This window comes from Paraburkholderia translucens (assembly GCF_020881035.1).
GTDB lineage: Bacteria > Pseudomonadota > Gammaproteobacteria > Burkholderiales > Burkholderiaceae > Paraburkholderia > Paraburkholderia translucens.
Genome location: NZ_JAJITC010000009.1, coordinates 72,812 through 87,973 on the forward strand (window position 1 = coordinate 72,812; position 15,162 = coordinate 87,973).

At 62.2% G+C, this 15,162-nt stretch carries 15 protein-coding genes; all 15 read right to left on the minus strand.

Features of this window, described 5'->3' with window-relative positions; all coding sequences use genetic code 11:
* Nucleotides 1–4: 4 nt before the first annotated feature.
* The 15 genes from rnc to plsX all read right to left on the minus strand — a co-directional run bounded on the left by rnc (nt 5) and on the right by plsX (nt 15,058).
* Nucleotides 5–1,297 carry a ribonuclease III gene (gene rnc / locus LJ655_RS17925; RefSeq protein WP_230562582.1) on the minus strand — a complete coding sequence of 431 codons (1,293 nt, stop codon included), beginning with the start codon at nt 1,295–1,297 and terminating at the stop codon, nt 5–7.
* Between the two features lie 184 nt (nt 1,298–1,481).
* The gene (lepB, locus tag LJ655_RS17930) at nt 1,482–2,375 is read right to left on the minus strand and encodes a signal peptidase I (protein ID WP_230562583.1); all 894 of its coding nucleotides are present in this window, start codon (nt 2,373–2,375) and stop codon (nt 1,482–1,484) included.
* Nucleotides 2,376–2,393: 18 nt separating this feature from the next.
* The gene (lepA, locus tag LJ655_RS17935; protein ID WP_230562584.1) at nt 2,394–4,187 is read right to left on the minus strand and encodes a translation elongation factor 4; all 1,794 of its coding nucleotides are present in this window, start codon (nt 4,185–4,187) and stop codon (nt 2,394–2,396) included.
* A 202-nt stretch (nt 4,188–4,389) separates the two neighbouring features.
* Nucleotides 4,390–4,674, minus strand: coding sequence for a glutaredoxin family protein (locus tag LJ655_RS17940; protein ID WP_230562585.1), 285 nt, complete (start codon nt 4,672–4,674; stop codon nt 4,390–4,392).
* Nucleotides 4,671–6,179 (minus strand): DegQ family serine endoprotease, encoded by a 1,509-nt coding sequence (locus LJ655_RS17945; RefSeq protein WP_230562586.1) that lies wholly within the window; start codon nt 6,177–6,179, stop codon nt 4,671–4,673. The genes LJ655_RS17940 and LJ655_RS17945 overlap by 4 nt, the downstream gene beginning before the upstream one ends.
* Before the next feature lie 37 nt (nt 6,180–6,216).
* A complete protein-coding gene (locus tag LJ655_RS17950; RefSeq protein ID WP_230562587.1) occupies nt 6,217–7,257 on the minus strand; it encodes a MucB/RseB C-terminal domain-containing protein in 1,041 nt (346 codons plus the stop codon).
* Nucleotides 7,258–7,261: 4 nt separating this feature from the next.
* A complete protein-coding gene (locus tag LJ655_RS17955) occupies nt 7,262–7,879 on the minus strand; it encodes a sigma-E factor negative regulatory protein (protein ID WP_230562588.1) in 618 nt (205 codons plus the stop codon).
* An 85-nt stretch (nt 7,880–7,964) separates the two neighbouring features.
* Nucleotides 7,965–8,564, minus strand: a complete 600-nt coding sequence (gene rpoE / locus LJ655_RS17960; protein ID WP_006051939.1) for an RNA polymerase sigma factor RpoE — start codon at nt 8,562–8,564, stop codon at nt 7,965–7,967.
* Nucleotides 8,565–8,665: 101 nt separating this feature from the next.
* Entirely contained in the window at nt 8,666–9,184 is a 519-nt protein-coding gene (locus tag LJ655_RS17965; protein ID WP_230562589.1) for a hypothetical protein, read from the minus strand.
* An 11-nt stretch (nt 9,185–9,195) separates the two neighbouring features.
* Complete coding sequence (gene fabF / locus LJ655_RS17970; RefSeq protein ID WP_230562590.1) at nt 9,196–10,434, minus strand: beta-ketoacyl-ACP synthase II; 1,239 nt, start codon at nt 10,432–10,434, stop codon at nt 9,196–9,198.
* A gap of 255 nt (nt 10,435–10,689) precedes the next feature.
* The gene (gene acpP, locus LJ655_RS17975; RefSeq protein WP_004197638.1) at nt 10,690–10,929 is read right to left on the minus strand and encodes an acyl carrier protein; all 240 of its coding nucleotides are present in this window, start codon (nt 10,927–10,929) and stop codon (nt 10,690–10,692) included.
* Nucleotides 10,930–11,081: 152 nt separating this feature from the next.
* Nucleotides 11,082–11,831 carry a 3-oxoacyl-ACP reductase FabG gene (gene fabG, locus LJ655_RS17980; protein WP_230562591.1) on the minus strand — a complete coding sequence of 250 codons (750 nt, stop codon included), beginning with the start codon at nt 11,829–11,831 and terminating at the stop codon, nt 11,082–11,084.
* A 79-nt stretch (nt 11,832–11,910) separates the two neighbouring features.
* The gene (gene fabD, locus LJ655_RS17985) at nt 11,911–12,846 is read right to left on the minus strand and encodes an ACP S-malonyltransferase (RefSeq protein ID WP_230562592.1); all 936 of its coding nucleotides are present in this window, start codon (nt 12,844–12,846) and stop codon (nt 11,911–11,913) included.
* A gap of 116 nt (nt 12,847–12,962) precedes the next feature.
* A complete protein-coding gene (locus LJ655_RS17990) occupies nt 12,963–13,952 on the minus strand; it encodes a beta-ketoacyl-ACP synthase III (RefSeq protein ID WP_230562593.1) in 990 nt (329 codons plus the stop codon).
* On the minus strand, nt 13,952–15,058 hold the full coding sequence (gene plsX, locus LJ655_RS17995; RefSeq protein ID WP_230562594.1) for a phosphate acyltransferase PlsX: 1,107 nt from the start codon (nt 15,056–15,058) through the stop codon (nt 13,952–13,954). Before plsX ends, LJ655_RS17990 begins: the two co-directional genes overlap by 1 nt.
* Between the last annotated feature and the right edge of the window lie 104 nt (nt 15,059–15,162).

Sequence of the window (15,162 nt, forward strand, 5' to 3'; positions counted from 1 at the left end):
GCAATCAATGGCCCGCATCGGCAACGCGCGTTTGCACCGCGTCGGCGACGCCGGGTTCGTGTTCGGCAGATGCTGGGACCGCCGCGGCGGCCGGCACGGGCGCGGAGGTTGCGCTCGATGCAGCAGTGCCCGGGGCGATTTCGCGGCTGCGCTGGCGGTCTGCGCCGCGAGCGTGCGACGGTGCGTCGGCTTTGAGGTCGGGGGCTTTGTCCGCGGCGGGTTTTTCCGTCGGCTTGTCCACAGGTTTCTCGGCCGTGTGGACGGTAACCTTGTCGGCTCTCTCCGCCTTGTCGGACTTCTCGGCGCGCTCCGGCTTGTCCAGCCCGCTGTACTCCACGTGCGCTGCTCGAATGACGGCCAGCGGGGCGCCGACGGCAGCCGCTGCGGCACGCTCGGCCGCAGCCTTTTCAGCGGCCGATTTTTCCACGCCAGACTTGTCGGCATTGGCTTCCACCGTGACAGCCATGCGCCCCTCGCCGCGCGCGGTGGCGCGCTCGCTCTTGCGATCCGGCGTACGCAAGTCCAGCGCGGCCTGCACGCCAGTCATGCCCGGCACGATGTCCCGCTCGCCGTTTTTCGCGGCGCGCGCGCCCTTCGAGCGCTTCGGCTTCCCGACTACGGCGGGCGCGGCGGCCATTACTTCGTCGAGCGCTTTCTTTGCGGCGGCCTGCTCCGCCGCGCGGCGGCTCGCACCCGAGCCGGAGACCTTGACGTCCAGCTTCGGCACCGTGCATTCGACTTCGAACTGCTGATTGTGCGCCGCACCATGCGTGGCGACGACCGTATAGGTCGGCAATGCGATTTTGTGGCCCTGCAGGTACTCCTGCAGCAGCGTCTTCGCGTCCTTGCCGAGCGTGCGCGGGTCGATATGGTCGAGAATCGGCACGTAAAGGCGCTTGATGACCGTCTGGGCGGCATCGAAGCCGCCGTCGAGGAATACCGCACCGAGCACCGCCTCGAGCGTATCCGCGAGAATCGAGGGCCGGCGGAAACCGCCGCTGCGCAACTCGCCCTCGCCAAGCCGCAGGCCTTCGGAAATATTGAGCGCCTGAGCAATCTCGTAGAGGGACTGCTGTTTGACCAGATTGGCGCGCACGCGCGACAGGTCGCCTTCGTCGAGTTTGCCGAAACGTTGGAACAAAAGCGCAGCCACCGCGCAATTCAGAACGGAGTCGCCGAGAAATTCGAGCCGTTCGTTATGCGTGGAGCTATGACTGCGGTGTGTTAAAGCCTGGCGCAACAATTCCGCATTGCGAAATTCGTAGCGCAAACGGCTTTCCAACGGAGATAGGGGCATGGGCAGAGTATAACGCGGGCGCCTGACCCGGCGGAAACGCGGGGCGCCAGCGGAAAAAGCTTGGTGAAGCGACGTTACCGCGCGTTTTTAAAGTGGCATAAGAACACGCCGCGACCGGGTAACCGGATACCGGCTATTCGCGCGGCGTGTGAGAAACGATTACGAAGCTATCGATGGACTCGACTCACTGGAACGAGCCGATGCGTCGCAGATCGCTGAAGTTCATCCAGATGAAAAACGCGCGGCCAACGATATTGCGCTCCGGTGTAAAACCCCAGTACCGGCTGTCAGCGCTGTTGTCGCGGTTGTCGCCCATCATGAAGTAATTTCCCGGCGGCACTTTGCAGATCACGCCACGCGCGTTGTACTGGCAATTGTCGCGAAACGGATAATCTTCCGCGCCAACGATGAACGGAGGAACCGCCGGATTATTCAGAATCGCATTCTTGCGACCGTCGATATCTTCTTCGAACTGCTTCGCATAACCGAGGCGCTCTTCGTCGAGGTAATCGGGCAGCGGCGTTTCGGGCACAGGCTTGCCGTTGATCGTGAGCTTCTTGTCCTGATACTCGATCACGTCGCCCGGCAGACCAATCACGCGCTTGATGTAATCGACCGATTCGTCCTTCGGATAACGGAACACCACTACGTCGCCGCGCTGGACCGGGCGGCCCTGCGTGATCCTCGTGTTGGTGATCGGCAAACGCAGACCATATTCGAATTTATTGACGAGGATGAAGTCGCCCACTACCAGCGTCGGTACCATCGACCCCGAAGGAATCTTGAACGGCTCGACCACGAACGAGCGCACGACGAACACCACCAGAATCACCGGGAAAAAGCTCGCCGTATATTCGAGCCACCATGGCTGACGCAGCTTGTCGTCGCGCAGGCGCGCGCGCGTTTGTGCGGCGTTCTCATCGGCGAAACGCTCGCCGATGCGTGCCTGCTGACGATCGAATTCGGCGACCGCGGCTTCCGCCTCGCGGCGCCGTTTCGGCAGAAAAACCAGTTTGTCCGCGACCCATGCGACGCCCGTCAAAATGACGAGCACAAAAAGAATCAGCGCGAAATTCATAGGGTTCCGTTATTCAACTTATTTGTCTTCGACACGCAGGATAGCGAGAAAAGCCTCTTGCGGGATTTCAACCGAGCCCACCTGCTTCATTCGCTTCTTGCCTGCCTTCTGCTTTTCGAGCAGCTTCTTCTTACGCGTAATATCGCCGCCGTAGCATTTTGCCAGCACGTTCTTACGCAACGCTTTAATGTTTTCGCGCGCGATAATGTTCGAACCGATCGTGGCCTGCACTGCCACGTCGTACATCTGACGCGGAATCAGCTCACGCATCTTCGCTGCCACTTCGCGGCCACGGTACTGGCTTTGCGAACGGTGCACGATAACCGACAGCGCATCGACCTTGTCACCGTTGATCAGCATGTCGACCTTCACGACGTCCGACGCGCGGTATTCCTTGAACTCGTAATCCATCGACGCATAACCGCGCGAAATCGACTTCAGACGGTCGAAGAAATCGAGCACGACCTCGCCCATCGGGATTTCATACGTGAGTTGAACCTGACGGCCGTGATACTGCATGTTGATCTGGTTGCCGCGCTTCTGCGTACACAGCGTGATCACCGCGCCCACGTATTCCTGCGGCATGTACAGGTTCACGGTAACGATCGGCTCGCGCACTTCCTCGATCTTCGACGGCTCTGGCATCTTGGCCGGATTCTCGACCATGAGGGTCGTGCCGTCGCGCTGCAGGACCTCATAAACCACGGTCGGCGCCGTCGTGATCAGGTCCATGTCGAACTCGCGCTCGAGACGTTCCTGGACGATTTCCATGTGCAACAAACCGAGAAAGCCGCAGCGGAACCCGAAACCGAGCGCCTGCGATACTTCCGGCTCGTACTGCAGCGATGCGTCGTTCAGCTTCAGCTTTTCGAGCGAGTCGCGCAGTGCGTCGTACTGGTTCGCCTCGACCGGGTAAAGACCCGCGAACACCTGCGGCTTCACCTCCTTGAAGCCCGGCAGCGGCTCGGCCGCCGGCTGGTTCACGAGCGTGACCGTGTCGCCGACCTTCGCCGCCGCCAGTTCCTTGATGCCGGCGATGATGAAGCCCACCTGCCCCGCCGACAGCGACTCGAGATTCTTCGACTTTGGTGTGAACACGCCGATATGTTCGACCGGATACTGCGCGCCGGTTGCCATCAGCCGTATCTTGTCCTTCGGACGCAGCGTGCCGTTGACGATGCGCACCAGCATCACGACACCGACGTAGTTGTCGAACCACGAATCGATGATCAGCGCCTGCAGCGGCGCCTGCGGATCGCCCTTCGGTGGCGGCACTTTCGCAATCAGTGCTTCGAGCACGTCTTCGACGCCGAGGCCCGTCTTCGCGCTACAGTGCGTGGCGTCGGTCGCGTCAATGCCGATGACGTCCTCGATTTCGGCGATCGCGTTTTCTGGGTTCGCCGCCGGCAAGTCGATCTTGTTCAGCACCGGAACCACTTCGACGCCGAGTTCGATGGCCGTGTAGCAGTTGGCGACGGTTTGCGCTTCCACGCCCTGGCTCGCATCGACGACGAGCAGCGCGCCTTCGCACGCGGACAGCGAGCGGCTGACTTCGTACGAGAAGTCGACGTGGCCCGGCGTGTCGATCATGTTCAGGTTGTAGACCTGCCCGTCGCGCGCGCGATACGTCAACGCGGCGGTTTGCGCCTTGATCGTGATGCCGCGCTCGCGCTCGAGATCCATCGAGTCGAGCACCTGAGCTTCCATCTCGCGGTCGGACAGACCGCCACAAATCTGGATGATGCGATCGGCGAGCGTCGACTTGCCATGGTCGATGTGCGCAATGATCGAGAAGTTACGAATATGATCCATTCAGTGCCGATCAAGCGAAAAGGCGCGCCCGGACAATAGCGGAGCACGCCTTGTAAGTAGGTGAAAAACCTATCTATTTTAGCCGAAAAGCCCACCGGCCGGCGCACCTTGCGAAGCGCAGGCCGAAAGACAGCGAAGTAGTTGCGAGAAAATTGCCGTGTGTATTGCGGTGAGTCGGCAAAACGCGCATGAATCACGCGAATCAGGATGCCTGAGCGGATGCGGCGGCGACACGCGACGCATGCGCGGCCAATGCTGCCCGCACGCGCGCTTCGTCGAGACGGTAGTGGCACAGCTCGACGCCATCGCAGACCAGCACCGGCACCCGCTCGTCATAACGCGCCTCGAGCAGCGGATCGGTGTCGACGTCGATCATCATCAGCTGCGCGCCGAACTCGGCCAGCAATGGCGCGAGCGCGACGCTCATGTCCTCGCACAGGTGGCACCACGCGCGCCCATAAAGCGTGAGCGATGCCGTCGTCGTCATTTCTGCGCGACGCGCGGGCGAATCGGCACGAACTGCGTGTTGTCGCCACGACGAACGAGCAACGCAACCATCTTCTGCGAATCGAGGTGTGAGGTCAGTTCCTCGAACTGCTTCGCGCTCGTCACATCAGTATCGCCGACTCGCAGGATAATGTCGCCCTTTTGCAGCCCGACACGCGCGGCCGGCCCGTCGACCGCGTCGACCTGAACGCCGTTCTGAATCTTCAGCGCCTTCTGCTGGTCGGCAGGAATATCGCTGACGGCGACGCCGAGCGCGTTCGTCGCGCGCTGCTTCGGCGCCTGCGGTTTCTTCTGATCCGTCTTCGCGACCTTGTCTGGCTGCATTTCAGCGATCGTGACCGGCAGGTCGCGCGTTTGACCCTTGCGCCAGACCGTGATCGACGTCTTCGTGCCCGGCTTCGTATCGCCAACCATGCGCGGCAAGTCCGTGGCGGTGTCGACCGAATGGCCGTTGAACTTCAGGATGATGTCGCCCGGCTGCACGCCGGCCTTGTCTGCGGGGCCGCCCGGCTCCACGCTACTGACGAGCGCGCCTTGGGCCTTCGGCAGACCAAGTGAGTCCGCGACGTCCTTGGTCACTTCACCGATTGCCACCGCGATGCGGCCGCGCACCACCTTGCCCGAACTCTTCAGCTGATCGGCCACGCGCATCGCTTCGTCGATCGGAATCGCGAACGAAATACCCATGAATCCGCCGGTGCGGCTGTAGATCTGCGAATTGATGCCGATCACTTCTCCCTGCATGTTGATCAGCGGACCGCCCGAGTTGCCCGGATTGACGGCTACGTCGGTCTGGATGAACGGCAGGTAATCGCCCGTGTCGCGCCCCTTCGCGCTCACGATTCCCGCCGTCACCGTGTTTTCGAGACCGAACGGCGAACCGATTGCGACGACCCATTCGCCAACGCGCACCTTGTTCGAATCGCCGATCGTGATGGTCGGCAGGTTCGACGCGTTGATCTTCACGACGGCGACATCGGTACGGTCGTCGACGCCGATCAGCTTCGCCTTGAATTCGCGCTTGTCTGTCAGCGTCACGTAGATCGTGTCCGCATCATCGATGACATGCGCATTGGTCATCACGTAGCCGTCTGCCGACAGGATGAAGCCCGAGCCAACGCCACTGTTCTGTTCGGCGTCGGGGTTGTCAGGCGTATCAGTGCCACCGCCACTGCCGCCCCCACCGCCGTTATCGCCACCGTGCGGGGATTGTGGCGACTGCGGCAACGGAATTCCGAAAAAGCGACGGAAAAATTCCGACATGTCGCCGTCGTCCATACCCGGCGGCAGGCCGCCGCGGGGACCGCTGCTCGACACATGCGTTGTCGTGCGAATGTTGACGACCGCCGGGCCGACCTTGTCGACGAGGTCAGTGAAGTCGGGCAGATTGGCAGCGGGCGCCGCCGACGCCGTATGCGGCACAAGCGGCAAACAAGCCGCAACCACTACGGCCGCGAGGAATTTGCGCACCGAGAAAGTCGTCATATCGTAGCAAGCCGAGGGATTTCAGGATTCGGAAGGGTTACTTCGGAGCTTTGTATTCTATGGCAGACGCGAACTGCTGCAATGTGATTTGAGGCACCTCTCCCAGCAGGGTAATCCAGAAGTCTCCCTGACGCTTGACCAGTACGTGGGTCGCGCCGCTGTCGCCCGTGCCTTCTTTGCGCGTATTGTTCTCGACGGGCTCGACGAACACCGAAATCGCCGCGAGGCCGTCGGAAAACACGGCCTGATCGACCGGGATCGGCGGCTTCCCCGCCTCGCGCGACGCCATTGGGCGGCGCAACTGGCGAATCATGTGAAATCCCGGCACCGACGGCGCGATCTGCCAGCCTTGGGCGGCCATGTCGACCGGCTCGACTGGCGGCCGCACGACGGTCCAGCCCGCGAGATTCCGAATGCCGTTGACGATACCCGCCGTATCGACCGGCACGCCGATGCGGACCTGTGAAAACGACAGCTGTTCAAGCACTTGGCCGCTCGGGTCGAGCGTCTGCGCGCGCAGCAGCAGACCGGTCTTTTTGTCGGCCCACAGCTTATACGCGAAGCGATACGAGTCTTTCGGATCGAGCTTCATCACGACGCTGTCGATGCCCGCGACGCGGTCATCGTCAAGCATCTTTGGCTCGTAGACGGACAGGACCTGCGAGCCATTCACGGCCAGCAGCGCAGGGAACGAGTCTTTGTTCTGACGCGTTTCGAGGACCACGAGACGCCGCTCCGGTACGAACGTGTACATGTCGTCGTTATGCCGGAGCATTTTGCGCGGCTTGCCGTCGAGACTTTCGAGCTGCTCGAACTCGCCGTCCGTATGCGTGGAGTAGTGGGCTATGCGCGACGTCTGTACGAAATTCCCGCGCTGATAGACGAATGCACCCTCGTAATTCTGCTGCTGGGCGGCCTGATGGATGCGATTGAGCAGTTCCGCAGCCGTGCGACGGGCGACGACCGGATCGTCTTGCGCGAAAACCCGCGGCGTAGCGGACAACAACACGGCTGCGCAGAACAGAAATGCCGGCAACCGCCCCCAGATAGTCGTTTTATTTAACCGCGGAGTCTGCATCAAACTATTGGCCCTGCGTAGAGACTGAGGCAGCGCGAATCACCGGCATCGAGCCTGCCATCACTGGTTGTTGCGCGAACTGCTGGTGAGCTTCGAGGTATTGATCGAGGCTCGCGTCGCGAATGATGTTGGAGTCCTGCGGCGCGGGCACCGAGGCCATGGCGACGCGCTGCGCGGCGTCGCCGTGCGATTGGAGCGAAGCCAGTTGGGCGCCAGGACCGGCAGGCACGCCCTGCAACTGCGGAACGACGATCCAGGTCAGCGTAGCAGCAGCGGCGGCGACGGCAAAAGCCGGCACGACACGGCGGCGCATCCCGAGCAGGCGCCGCGTGACCGATGCGGATGCGCGGGACGGCGCCAGCACATGCGGCTCACTTTCGAGGCGCGCAGCGAAGCCGCTCAGAAATGCGCTGCTCCTTGCGGGGCTGACCGCCAGATCGTCGGAACGCAGCGCATCGCCGATCAGGTGGTAGCTCGACCAGGCGGCACGATCGTCGCCGTCGAGGTCCGCAAGAAACTTGTCCAGATTCAGCTGATCTTCACCGAACAGCTCACCGTCGACCAAAGCGGACAGACGCTCGCCGTGCGAGCTCACTTGCGACTGCATCGAGACCGACCCCATGATGCTCCCCATCTTCCCAAAAACCCGTAGTGACACCACTAATTCAGATATTGCACCGCCGCCCCGCCAGGCCGCTCAGAAACGTCTACCAGCGCTTGCCCTCGGGTGTGTCAAGCAACGGCCGCAATTTTGCCGCAATGGCTTCGCGAGCGCGGAAAATTCGTGATCTGACTGTGCCAATTGGGCAACCCATCATCTCCGCGATTTCCTCGTAGCTCAAACCCTCAATTTCTCGAAGAGTAATGGCGGTGCGCAATTCTTCCGGTAAAACCGCCATCGCAGCATTGACCGTCTCGGCGATCTGCTTGCTCATCAACATCGACTCAGGCGTGTTGATATCCCTTAGTTGGTCGGCGTCTGAGAAAGTTTCAGCTTCTTCAGCATCCGCTTCGGTCGAGGTCGGTGCGCGCCGGCCTTGGGTGGCAAGGTAGTTCTTCGCGGTATTGACCGCAATCCGGTACAACCACGTATAGAACGCCGACTCGCCGCGAAACTGCGGCAACGCGCGATACGCCTTGATAAACGCATCCTGCGCTACGTCTTCGACTTCAGCGGGGTCCCGCACGAGACGCGAGATCAGTCGGAGAATCTTGCGGTGGTATTTGGAGACCAGAAGCTCGAACGCGGCCTTGTCGCCCTTCTGGACACGCTCGACCAGCACCTGATCAATTTCTTTTTCGCTCACCTGGTAAATCCGTTAACTATAGGGCGCATGGCGGGGGACCATTGTAGCGTCCCCCTTGTGAGGGCACGTTACTACGGTAACAGCGGTTACAGTCGTTACAGTCAGGCGCCGGCCGCGCGCCGGCTCAGCACGGAGAGTTCGCGGAAAACGGTGGGTGGCAGCGCGTCCGCCGCAAGCAGGATGAAGCGTGTGCGAATGTGTGGCTTGAGCGCGGTCCCGCGCCTTTGACCCCTCTTTGACTCAAGCGAGAGCACCAGCAAACGGCCGCTCCACTGCGCGCAACCGACCACGCGACCTCGCGCGAGCAACGCGCCCGCGCGGTTCCAGACGGAAATCTCGCCCATCGCGAAACGCAACGCGGCGGGCTGCGCCGCGTCACACCTCGCCGCGCACAGCGCGAGCAGCGCCGCCAGAGCAAACGTCAACGAAGCGGCCTGCCCCGCACCCAGTCGCGACGCGAGGCAAGTGTAGACGGCTATGGACGCTACCAGGACGAACGCCCCCGTCGCGGCACGCAGTGCGACCGAGCGACGCAGCGCAATCCGCTGCGTCGCCCTGCCCAGCGTTGCCGGCTCGGGGGAAAGCGCCGGCGAAGCCGGCGTCGTGAACTGACGCGTCACCCGTGATCAGGTCAGGCGCGTTTGAACACCAGCGTGCCGTTCGTGCCGCCGAACCCGAACGAGTTCTTCAGCGCAACGTCGATCTTCATTTCCCGCGCGGTGTTCGCGCAGTAATCGAGATCGCAGGCGGGGTCCTGGTTGAAGATGTTGATGGTCGGAGGCGAGACCTGGTGATGCACGGCGAGCACCGTGAACACCGACTCCAGACCGCCAGCGCCGCCCAACAGGTGACCCGTCATCGACTTGGTCGAGTTGACGACCATGTTCTTCGCGTGGTCGCCGAACGCCCGCTTGATGCCGGTCGTTTCCGCCAGATCGCCGAGCGGCGTGGACGTGCCGTGCGCGTTCAGGTAGGCCACCTGATCGCCATTGATGCCGGCGTTCTTCAGCGCGGCAAGCATGCAGCGGCGTGCGCCGTCGCCGTCTTCGAGCGGCGCTGTCATGTGATACGCATCGCCGCTCATGCCGTAGCCGGCGATTTCCGCGTATATCTTCGCGCCGCGCGCCTTTGCATGCTCGTACTCTTCCAGCACCATCACGCCCGCGCCTTCGCCGAGCACGAAGCCGTCGCGATCCTTGTCCCACGGACGGCTCGCGGTCGCCGGATCGTCATTGCGCTGAGACAGCGCGCGCGCCGCCGCAAAGCCGCCGATACCTAGCGGCGACACGGTCGATTCGGCGCCACCGGCGATCATCACGTCGGCGTCGCCATATTCGATCAGGCGCGAAGCCTCGCCGATGCAGTGCAGACCGGTCGTACACGCGGTAACGATCGACAGATTCGGACCCTTGATGCCGAACTTGATCGACAGGTGGCCGGAGATCATGTTGATGATCGAAGCCGGCACGAAGAACGGCGAAATGCGACGCGGGCCGCGATTAAGCAATTCGGTTTGGGTGATTTCGATCATCGGCAAACCGCCGATGCCAGAACCCACCACGACGCCAATGCGCTCCGAATTCTCGTCGGTGACTTCGAGACCGCTGTCCTGCATCGCCTGAATGCCAGCAGCCACGCCGTAATGGATGAACGTATCCATGTGGCGTGCTTCCTTGCCGGGGATGTAGTCCTCGATATTGAAGCCCTTCACCTCGCCGGCGAAACGAGTCGAGAAGTTCGACGCATCGAACTTCGTGATATTGGCAATCCCAGACTTGCCGGCGACCAGATTGGCCCAGCCATCGGCAACATTATTGCCAACAGGCGAAATCAGCCCCAGGCCTGTAACAACAACACGACGGCGGCTCACGGTAACCCCTTTTTCATAGATGACAAAAGCAAAAGCCACAGCGCCCACAGGAATCGCCCTGTGTGCCCTGTGGCTGTTTAAGTCGGCAATCGCGCGGAAATTTGCGCTGTCAACATCGCTGGCTCCTGCGTGGCAAGTGGCGCGGCGCATGGTGCGCCAACAGACACTTCCAATAGCGCCGCCCCTGCTGGCGCCGGCAAGCGGCACGGCAGGGCGTCATGCGCAGCCCGTGCAGAAACGCAGGCGCGAATGACCTTAGGCCTTGACGTTCGCGCGAGCGTAGTCGATCGCTTGCTGAACGGTAGTGATCTTCTCGGCTTCTTCATCCGGAATTTCCATGCCGAATTCGTCTTCGAGGGCCATCACGAGCTCGACGGTGTCGAGCGAGTCGGCGCCGAGATCGTTCACGAACGACGCTTCGTTCTTGATTTCCGCTTCCGCAACGCCCAGTTGTTCCGCGACGATCTTCTTGACGCGCTGTTCGATATTGTCCATTACCCCTCCAAGGGAAAAGAAGTTCAAAAATACAGGTGCGCGCATTTTATCAGGTTTGACCCGGCAAAAAAGCGGCGCATCGGGTTCCTGTCAATGCATGCGCCTCGTGCTTTCCGCAAACACATCAAGGCGCGGATAGTAACCGAAACTGGTTACTGCATATACATGCCACCGTTCACGTGCAGCGTCGTGCCCGTGATGTAGCCCGCCTGCGGCGACGCGAGGAACGCGACCGCATGTGCGATATCTTCCGGGCTGCCGAGACGACCCAGCGGAATTTGAGTTTTCAGCGCGGTCTGCTGTTCTTCGGGCAGCGCCTTCGTCATGTCGGTATCGATAAAACCAGGCGCCACGCAGTTGACCGTGATGCCGCGGCTGCCGATCTCGCGCGCGAGCGCGCGTGTCATGCCGGCGACGCCGGCCTTCGCGGCCGCATAGTTGATCTGCCCGGGGTTGCCCGCCGAGCCGACCACCGACGTGATGTTGATGATGCGGCCACCCTTCGCTTTCATCATAGGGCGCAGCACGGCGCGCGACAGGCGGAACACCGACTTCAGGTTGGTGTCGATCACTGCGTCCCAGTCGTCATCCTTCATACGCATCGCCAGTTGGTCCTGCGTAATGCCGGCGTTGTTCACGAGCACGTTGAGTGCGCCGAATTCCTTGACTGCGGCGTCGATCAGCGCTTCGGCCGCGGCCCCGTCGTTGACGTCGAGCACCGCACCGCGACCGTTCAAGCCGGCCGCTTTGAACGCTTCGGTGATGGCCGTCGCGCCGCTTTCGCTCGTTGCGGTGCCGATGACCGTCGCGCCGCGATGCGCGAGCTCCATCGCGATCGCACGGCCGATGCCGCGCGACGCGCCCGTCACGATTGCGATCTGCTTGTCGAGAGTCTTTTCCATCTGTCAGTCCGGATGCCCTTCAAGTAGGGCTCATTGATTCTTGTTGATTCTTCTGCCGAGGGATGCCGCGCCAGCGCGCTCAGCCTGCCGTCACGAGCTTCAGCGTTTCTTCGAGCGATGCAGGATTGAACACCGACGCGACGACGAGATTGCCGTCGATGCGCTTGGTCAATCCCGCAAGGACCTTACCTGGGCCGCATTCGATCACGTGCGTGACGCCCTGCGCGGCCATCGCCTGAACGCTCTCGACCCAGCGCACCGGGCCGGCCGCCTGGCGCACCAGCGCGTCCTTGATCTCCGCCGGCTCGTTGACCACGGCGACGTCGACGTTGTTGATGACGGGTATCGACGGCACCCGCACGTCGATGCTCGCGAGATATTCGCGCAGTTGATCCGACGCAGGCTTGAGCAGCGACGAGTGGAACGGCGCTGACACCGGCAACGGCAGCGCGCGCTTAGCGCCCTTTGCCTTTGCCACTTCGCAGGCCTTCTCGACCGCGGCCTTGCGGCCCGCGATCACGACTTGCGCCGGCGCGTTGAAATTGACCGCTTCGACGACACCCGCCACCGACGCTTCCGCGCAAACCGCGCGCACGCTGTCGTCATCGAGGCCGAGAATCGCCGCCATGCCGCCTTCACCCACCGGCACCGCGGTTTGCATTGCCTGCGCACGGAAACGCACCAGCGGCACCGCATCGCGGAACGCGAGCGCGCCGGCCGCGACAAGCGCCGTGTATTCGCCGAGGCTATGACCGGCGACGATCGCCGGCGCGGGGCCACCTGCCTGCTGCCACGCGCGATAGATCGCGTAGGCTGCGGTCAGCATCACCGGTTGGGTGTTGGTGGTGAGGTTGAGATCTTCGGCGGGGCCTTCGGCGATCAGCTTGCCGAGGTCCTGGTCGAGTGCGTCGGAAGCTTCCTGAACCGTCTCACTCACGATTGCATGGTCGGCGAATGCGTTCAGCATGCCGAGTGCCTGCGAACCCTGCCCAGGAAAAACGAACGCAAATTTCATATCGTCCCCAAAATCGGTTTAATCGGATGTGGCGGTCGGCCGCGCACGCTGCATGGCGAGCGTATTGCACCGGCCGCGCGGGCGCCTCCCGCGGCGCCCCGCGATGCGTCTCGCCCTCAGTAGCGGATGACCGACGCGCCCCACGTGAAGCCGCCGCCGACGCCTTCGATCAGTACGTTCTGGCCGCGCTTGATGCGTCCGTCGCGCACCGCGACGTCGAGTGCAAGCGGAATGGACGCCGCCGACGTATTGCCGTGCTCGCCCACCGTGACGACCATGCGCTCCTGCGGCAAGCCGAGCTTGCGGCAAGTGCTTTGCATGATGCGGATATTGGCTTGATGCGGAATCAGCCAGTCGATCTGCTCGGATTTCAGATCGGCTTTTTCCAATGCTTCGATAGCGACCTTCTCGAGGACATTGACGGCAAGCTTGAACACCGCCTGGCCGTCCATGTGCAGGAACGCACTCCCAGCCACCACACCGCCGCTCACGTTGCCCGGCGTGCAGAGAATGTTCGAATGGCTGCCGTCCGCGTGCAACGCGCTTGCCAGCACGCCCGGCTCGTCGGATGCCTGCAGGATCACGGCGCCCGCGCCGTCACCGAACAGCACACAGGTGGTGCGGTCGTTGAAATCGAGAATGCGCGAGAAGGTTTCTGCCCCGACCACGAGCGCCGTGCGATGCTGGCCGCTTCGAATCAGGCTGTCCACGGTCGCGACCGCGTAGGCGAAGCCGGAGCAGACCGCTTGCACGTCGAACGCGGCACCGTGATTCTTGATGCCGAGCTTGTTCTGCAGCAGGCAGGCGGTGCTCGGGAACACGAAGTCAGGTGTGGAGGTGGCGACGACGATCAGGTCGATGGACTGCGGATCGATGTCTGCCGCTTCGATCGCACGCTGAGAGGCGATCAGCGCGAGGTCGCTGGTGGCGACGTCCGGATCGGCGAAATGCCGCGCATGGATGCCCGTGCGCGCGACGATCCATTCGTCGCTGGTCTCGACACCTTGCCTCGCCAGACGCTCGGCCAGATCCTGATTGGTGACGCGGTTAGGCGGCAGGCAGCTGCCGGTGCCCAGCACGCGGGAATAGATTGTGGATTGAGCCATTATGCCTTCGAGGATTGCGCAGCGTAGGGCTCGGCTGGCTGGCCTGCGATCGGGCTTGCGTGACCCGCACCGCTTGCACCGCGCGCTGCCTGTTCGAGAGAACCCGCGTTCTCTTCCATCGCTCGCGCCAGGCGCTCCAGCACGCCGTTTTTGACGGCATCATACCCGCGTTTGATGGCCCACTCAAACGCGTAGGCATCGGCGGAACCGTGGCTTTTTATCACGAGGCCGCGCAAGCCGAGCAGCGCGGCGCCATTGTATTGCCGATGATCGACGCGTTTCTTGAAACGCATCAATACCGGCAGCGCGAGAAACGCCATCACCTTGGTCAGCCATGACCGGCCGAACTCTTCCTTGATGATGTTGGACAGCATCTGCGCAAGACCTTCCGACGTCTTCAGCGCGACATTGCCGACAAAGCCATCGCAGACGATCACGTCGACGGTGCCCTTGTAGATGTCGTCGCCTTCGACATTGCCGTGAAAGTTCAGTGTACTCGCACGCAGCAGTTCGCCGGCGCGTTTGATGATGTCGTTGCCCTTGATGACTTCTTCGCCGATGTTGAGCAGACCAATGGTAGGCCGCTCCTTGCCCTCGAGCGCGGACACGAGCGCGTGCCCCATCTCGGCGAACTGCAGCAGATGCTGCGGCTCGCAGTCGACGTTGGCGCCCAGATCGAGCATCATCGTGTAGCCGGTGGGATTGGGCAGGGCAGACGCGATGGCCGGACGTTCAATGCCCGCCAGCGTTTTCAGCACGTAACGCGAGACCGCCATCAGTGCGCCGGTATTGCCGGCGGAAATACAGGCTTGCGCATCTCCTTCCTTGACGCGGTTCAACGCCACGCGCATCGACGAATCTTTTTTCTTGCGCAGCGCGACCTCGACCGGATCGTCCATCGCGACGACCTCGGTAGCCGGCACGACGGTGAGCGCCGCCAGGTCCTGAGCCTTGAGCTTCTTCAGCTGTGCACGAATCGCACCTTCAATGCCGACGAGCAGCAACTGCGCATCGGGATGCGAACGAACGAAGTTGACGGCAGCGGGAACGGTCACGGACGGGCCGTGGTCGCCACCCATGCAATCTATCGTGAGCTTTACTGTCATGGAGTGCGACGAATTTCAGACGCTCTGCTTGGGATCGCGGGAAGCGCTAAGGCGCCAACTGCGATCGACACAAAAAAGCGGCAATTGAATGCCGCCTTTTTGCC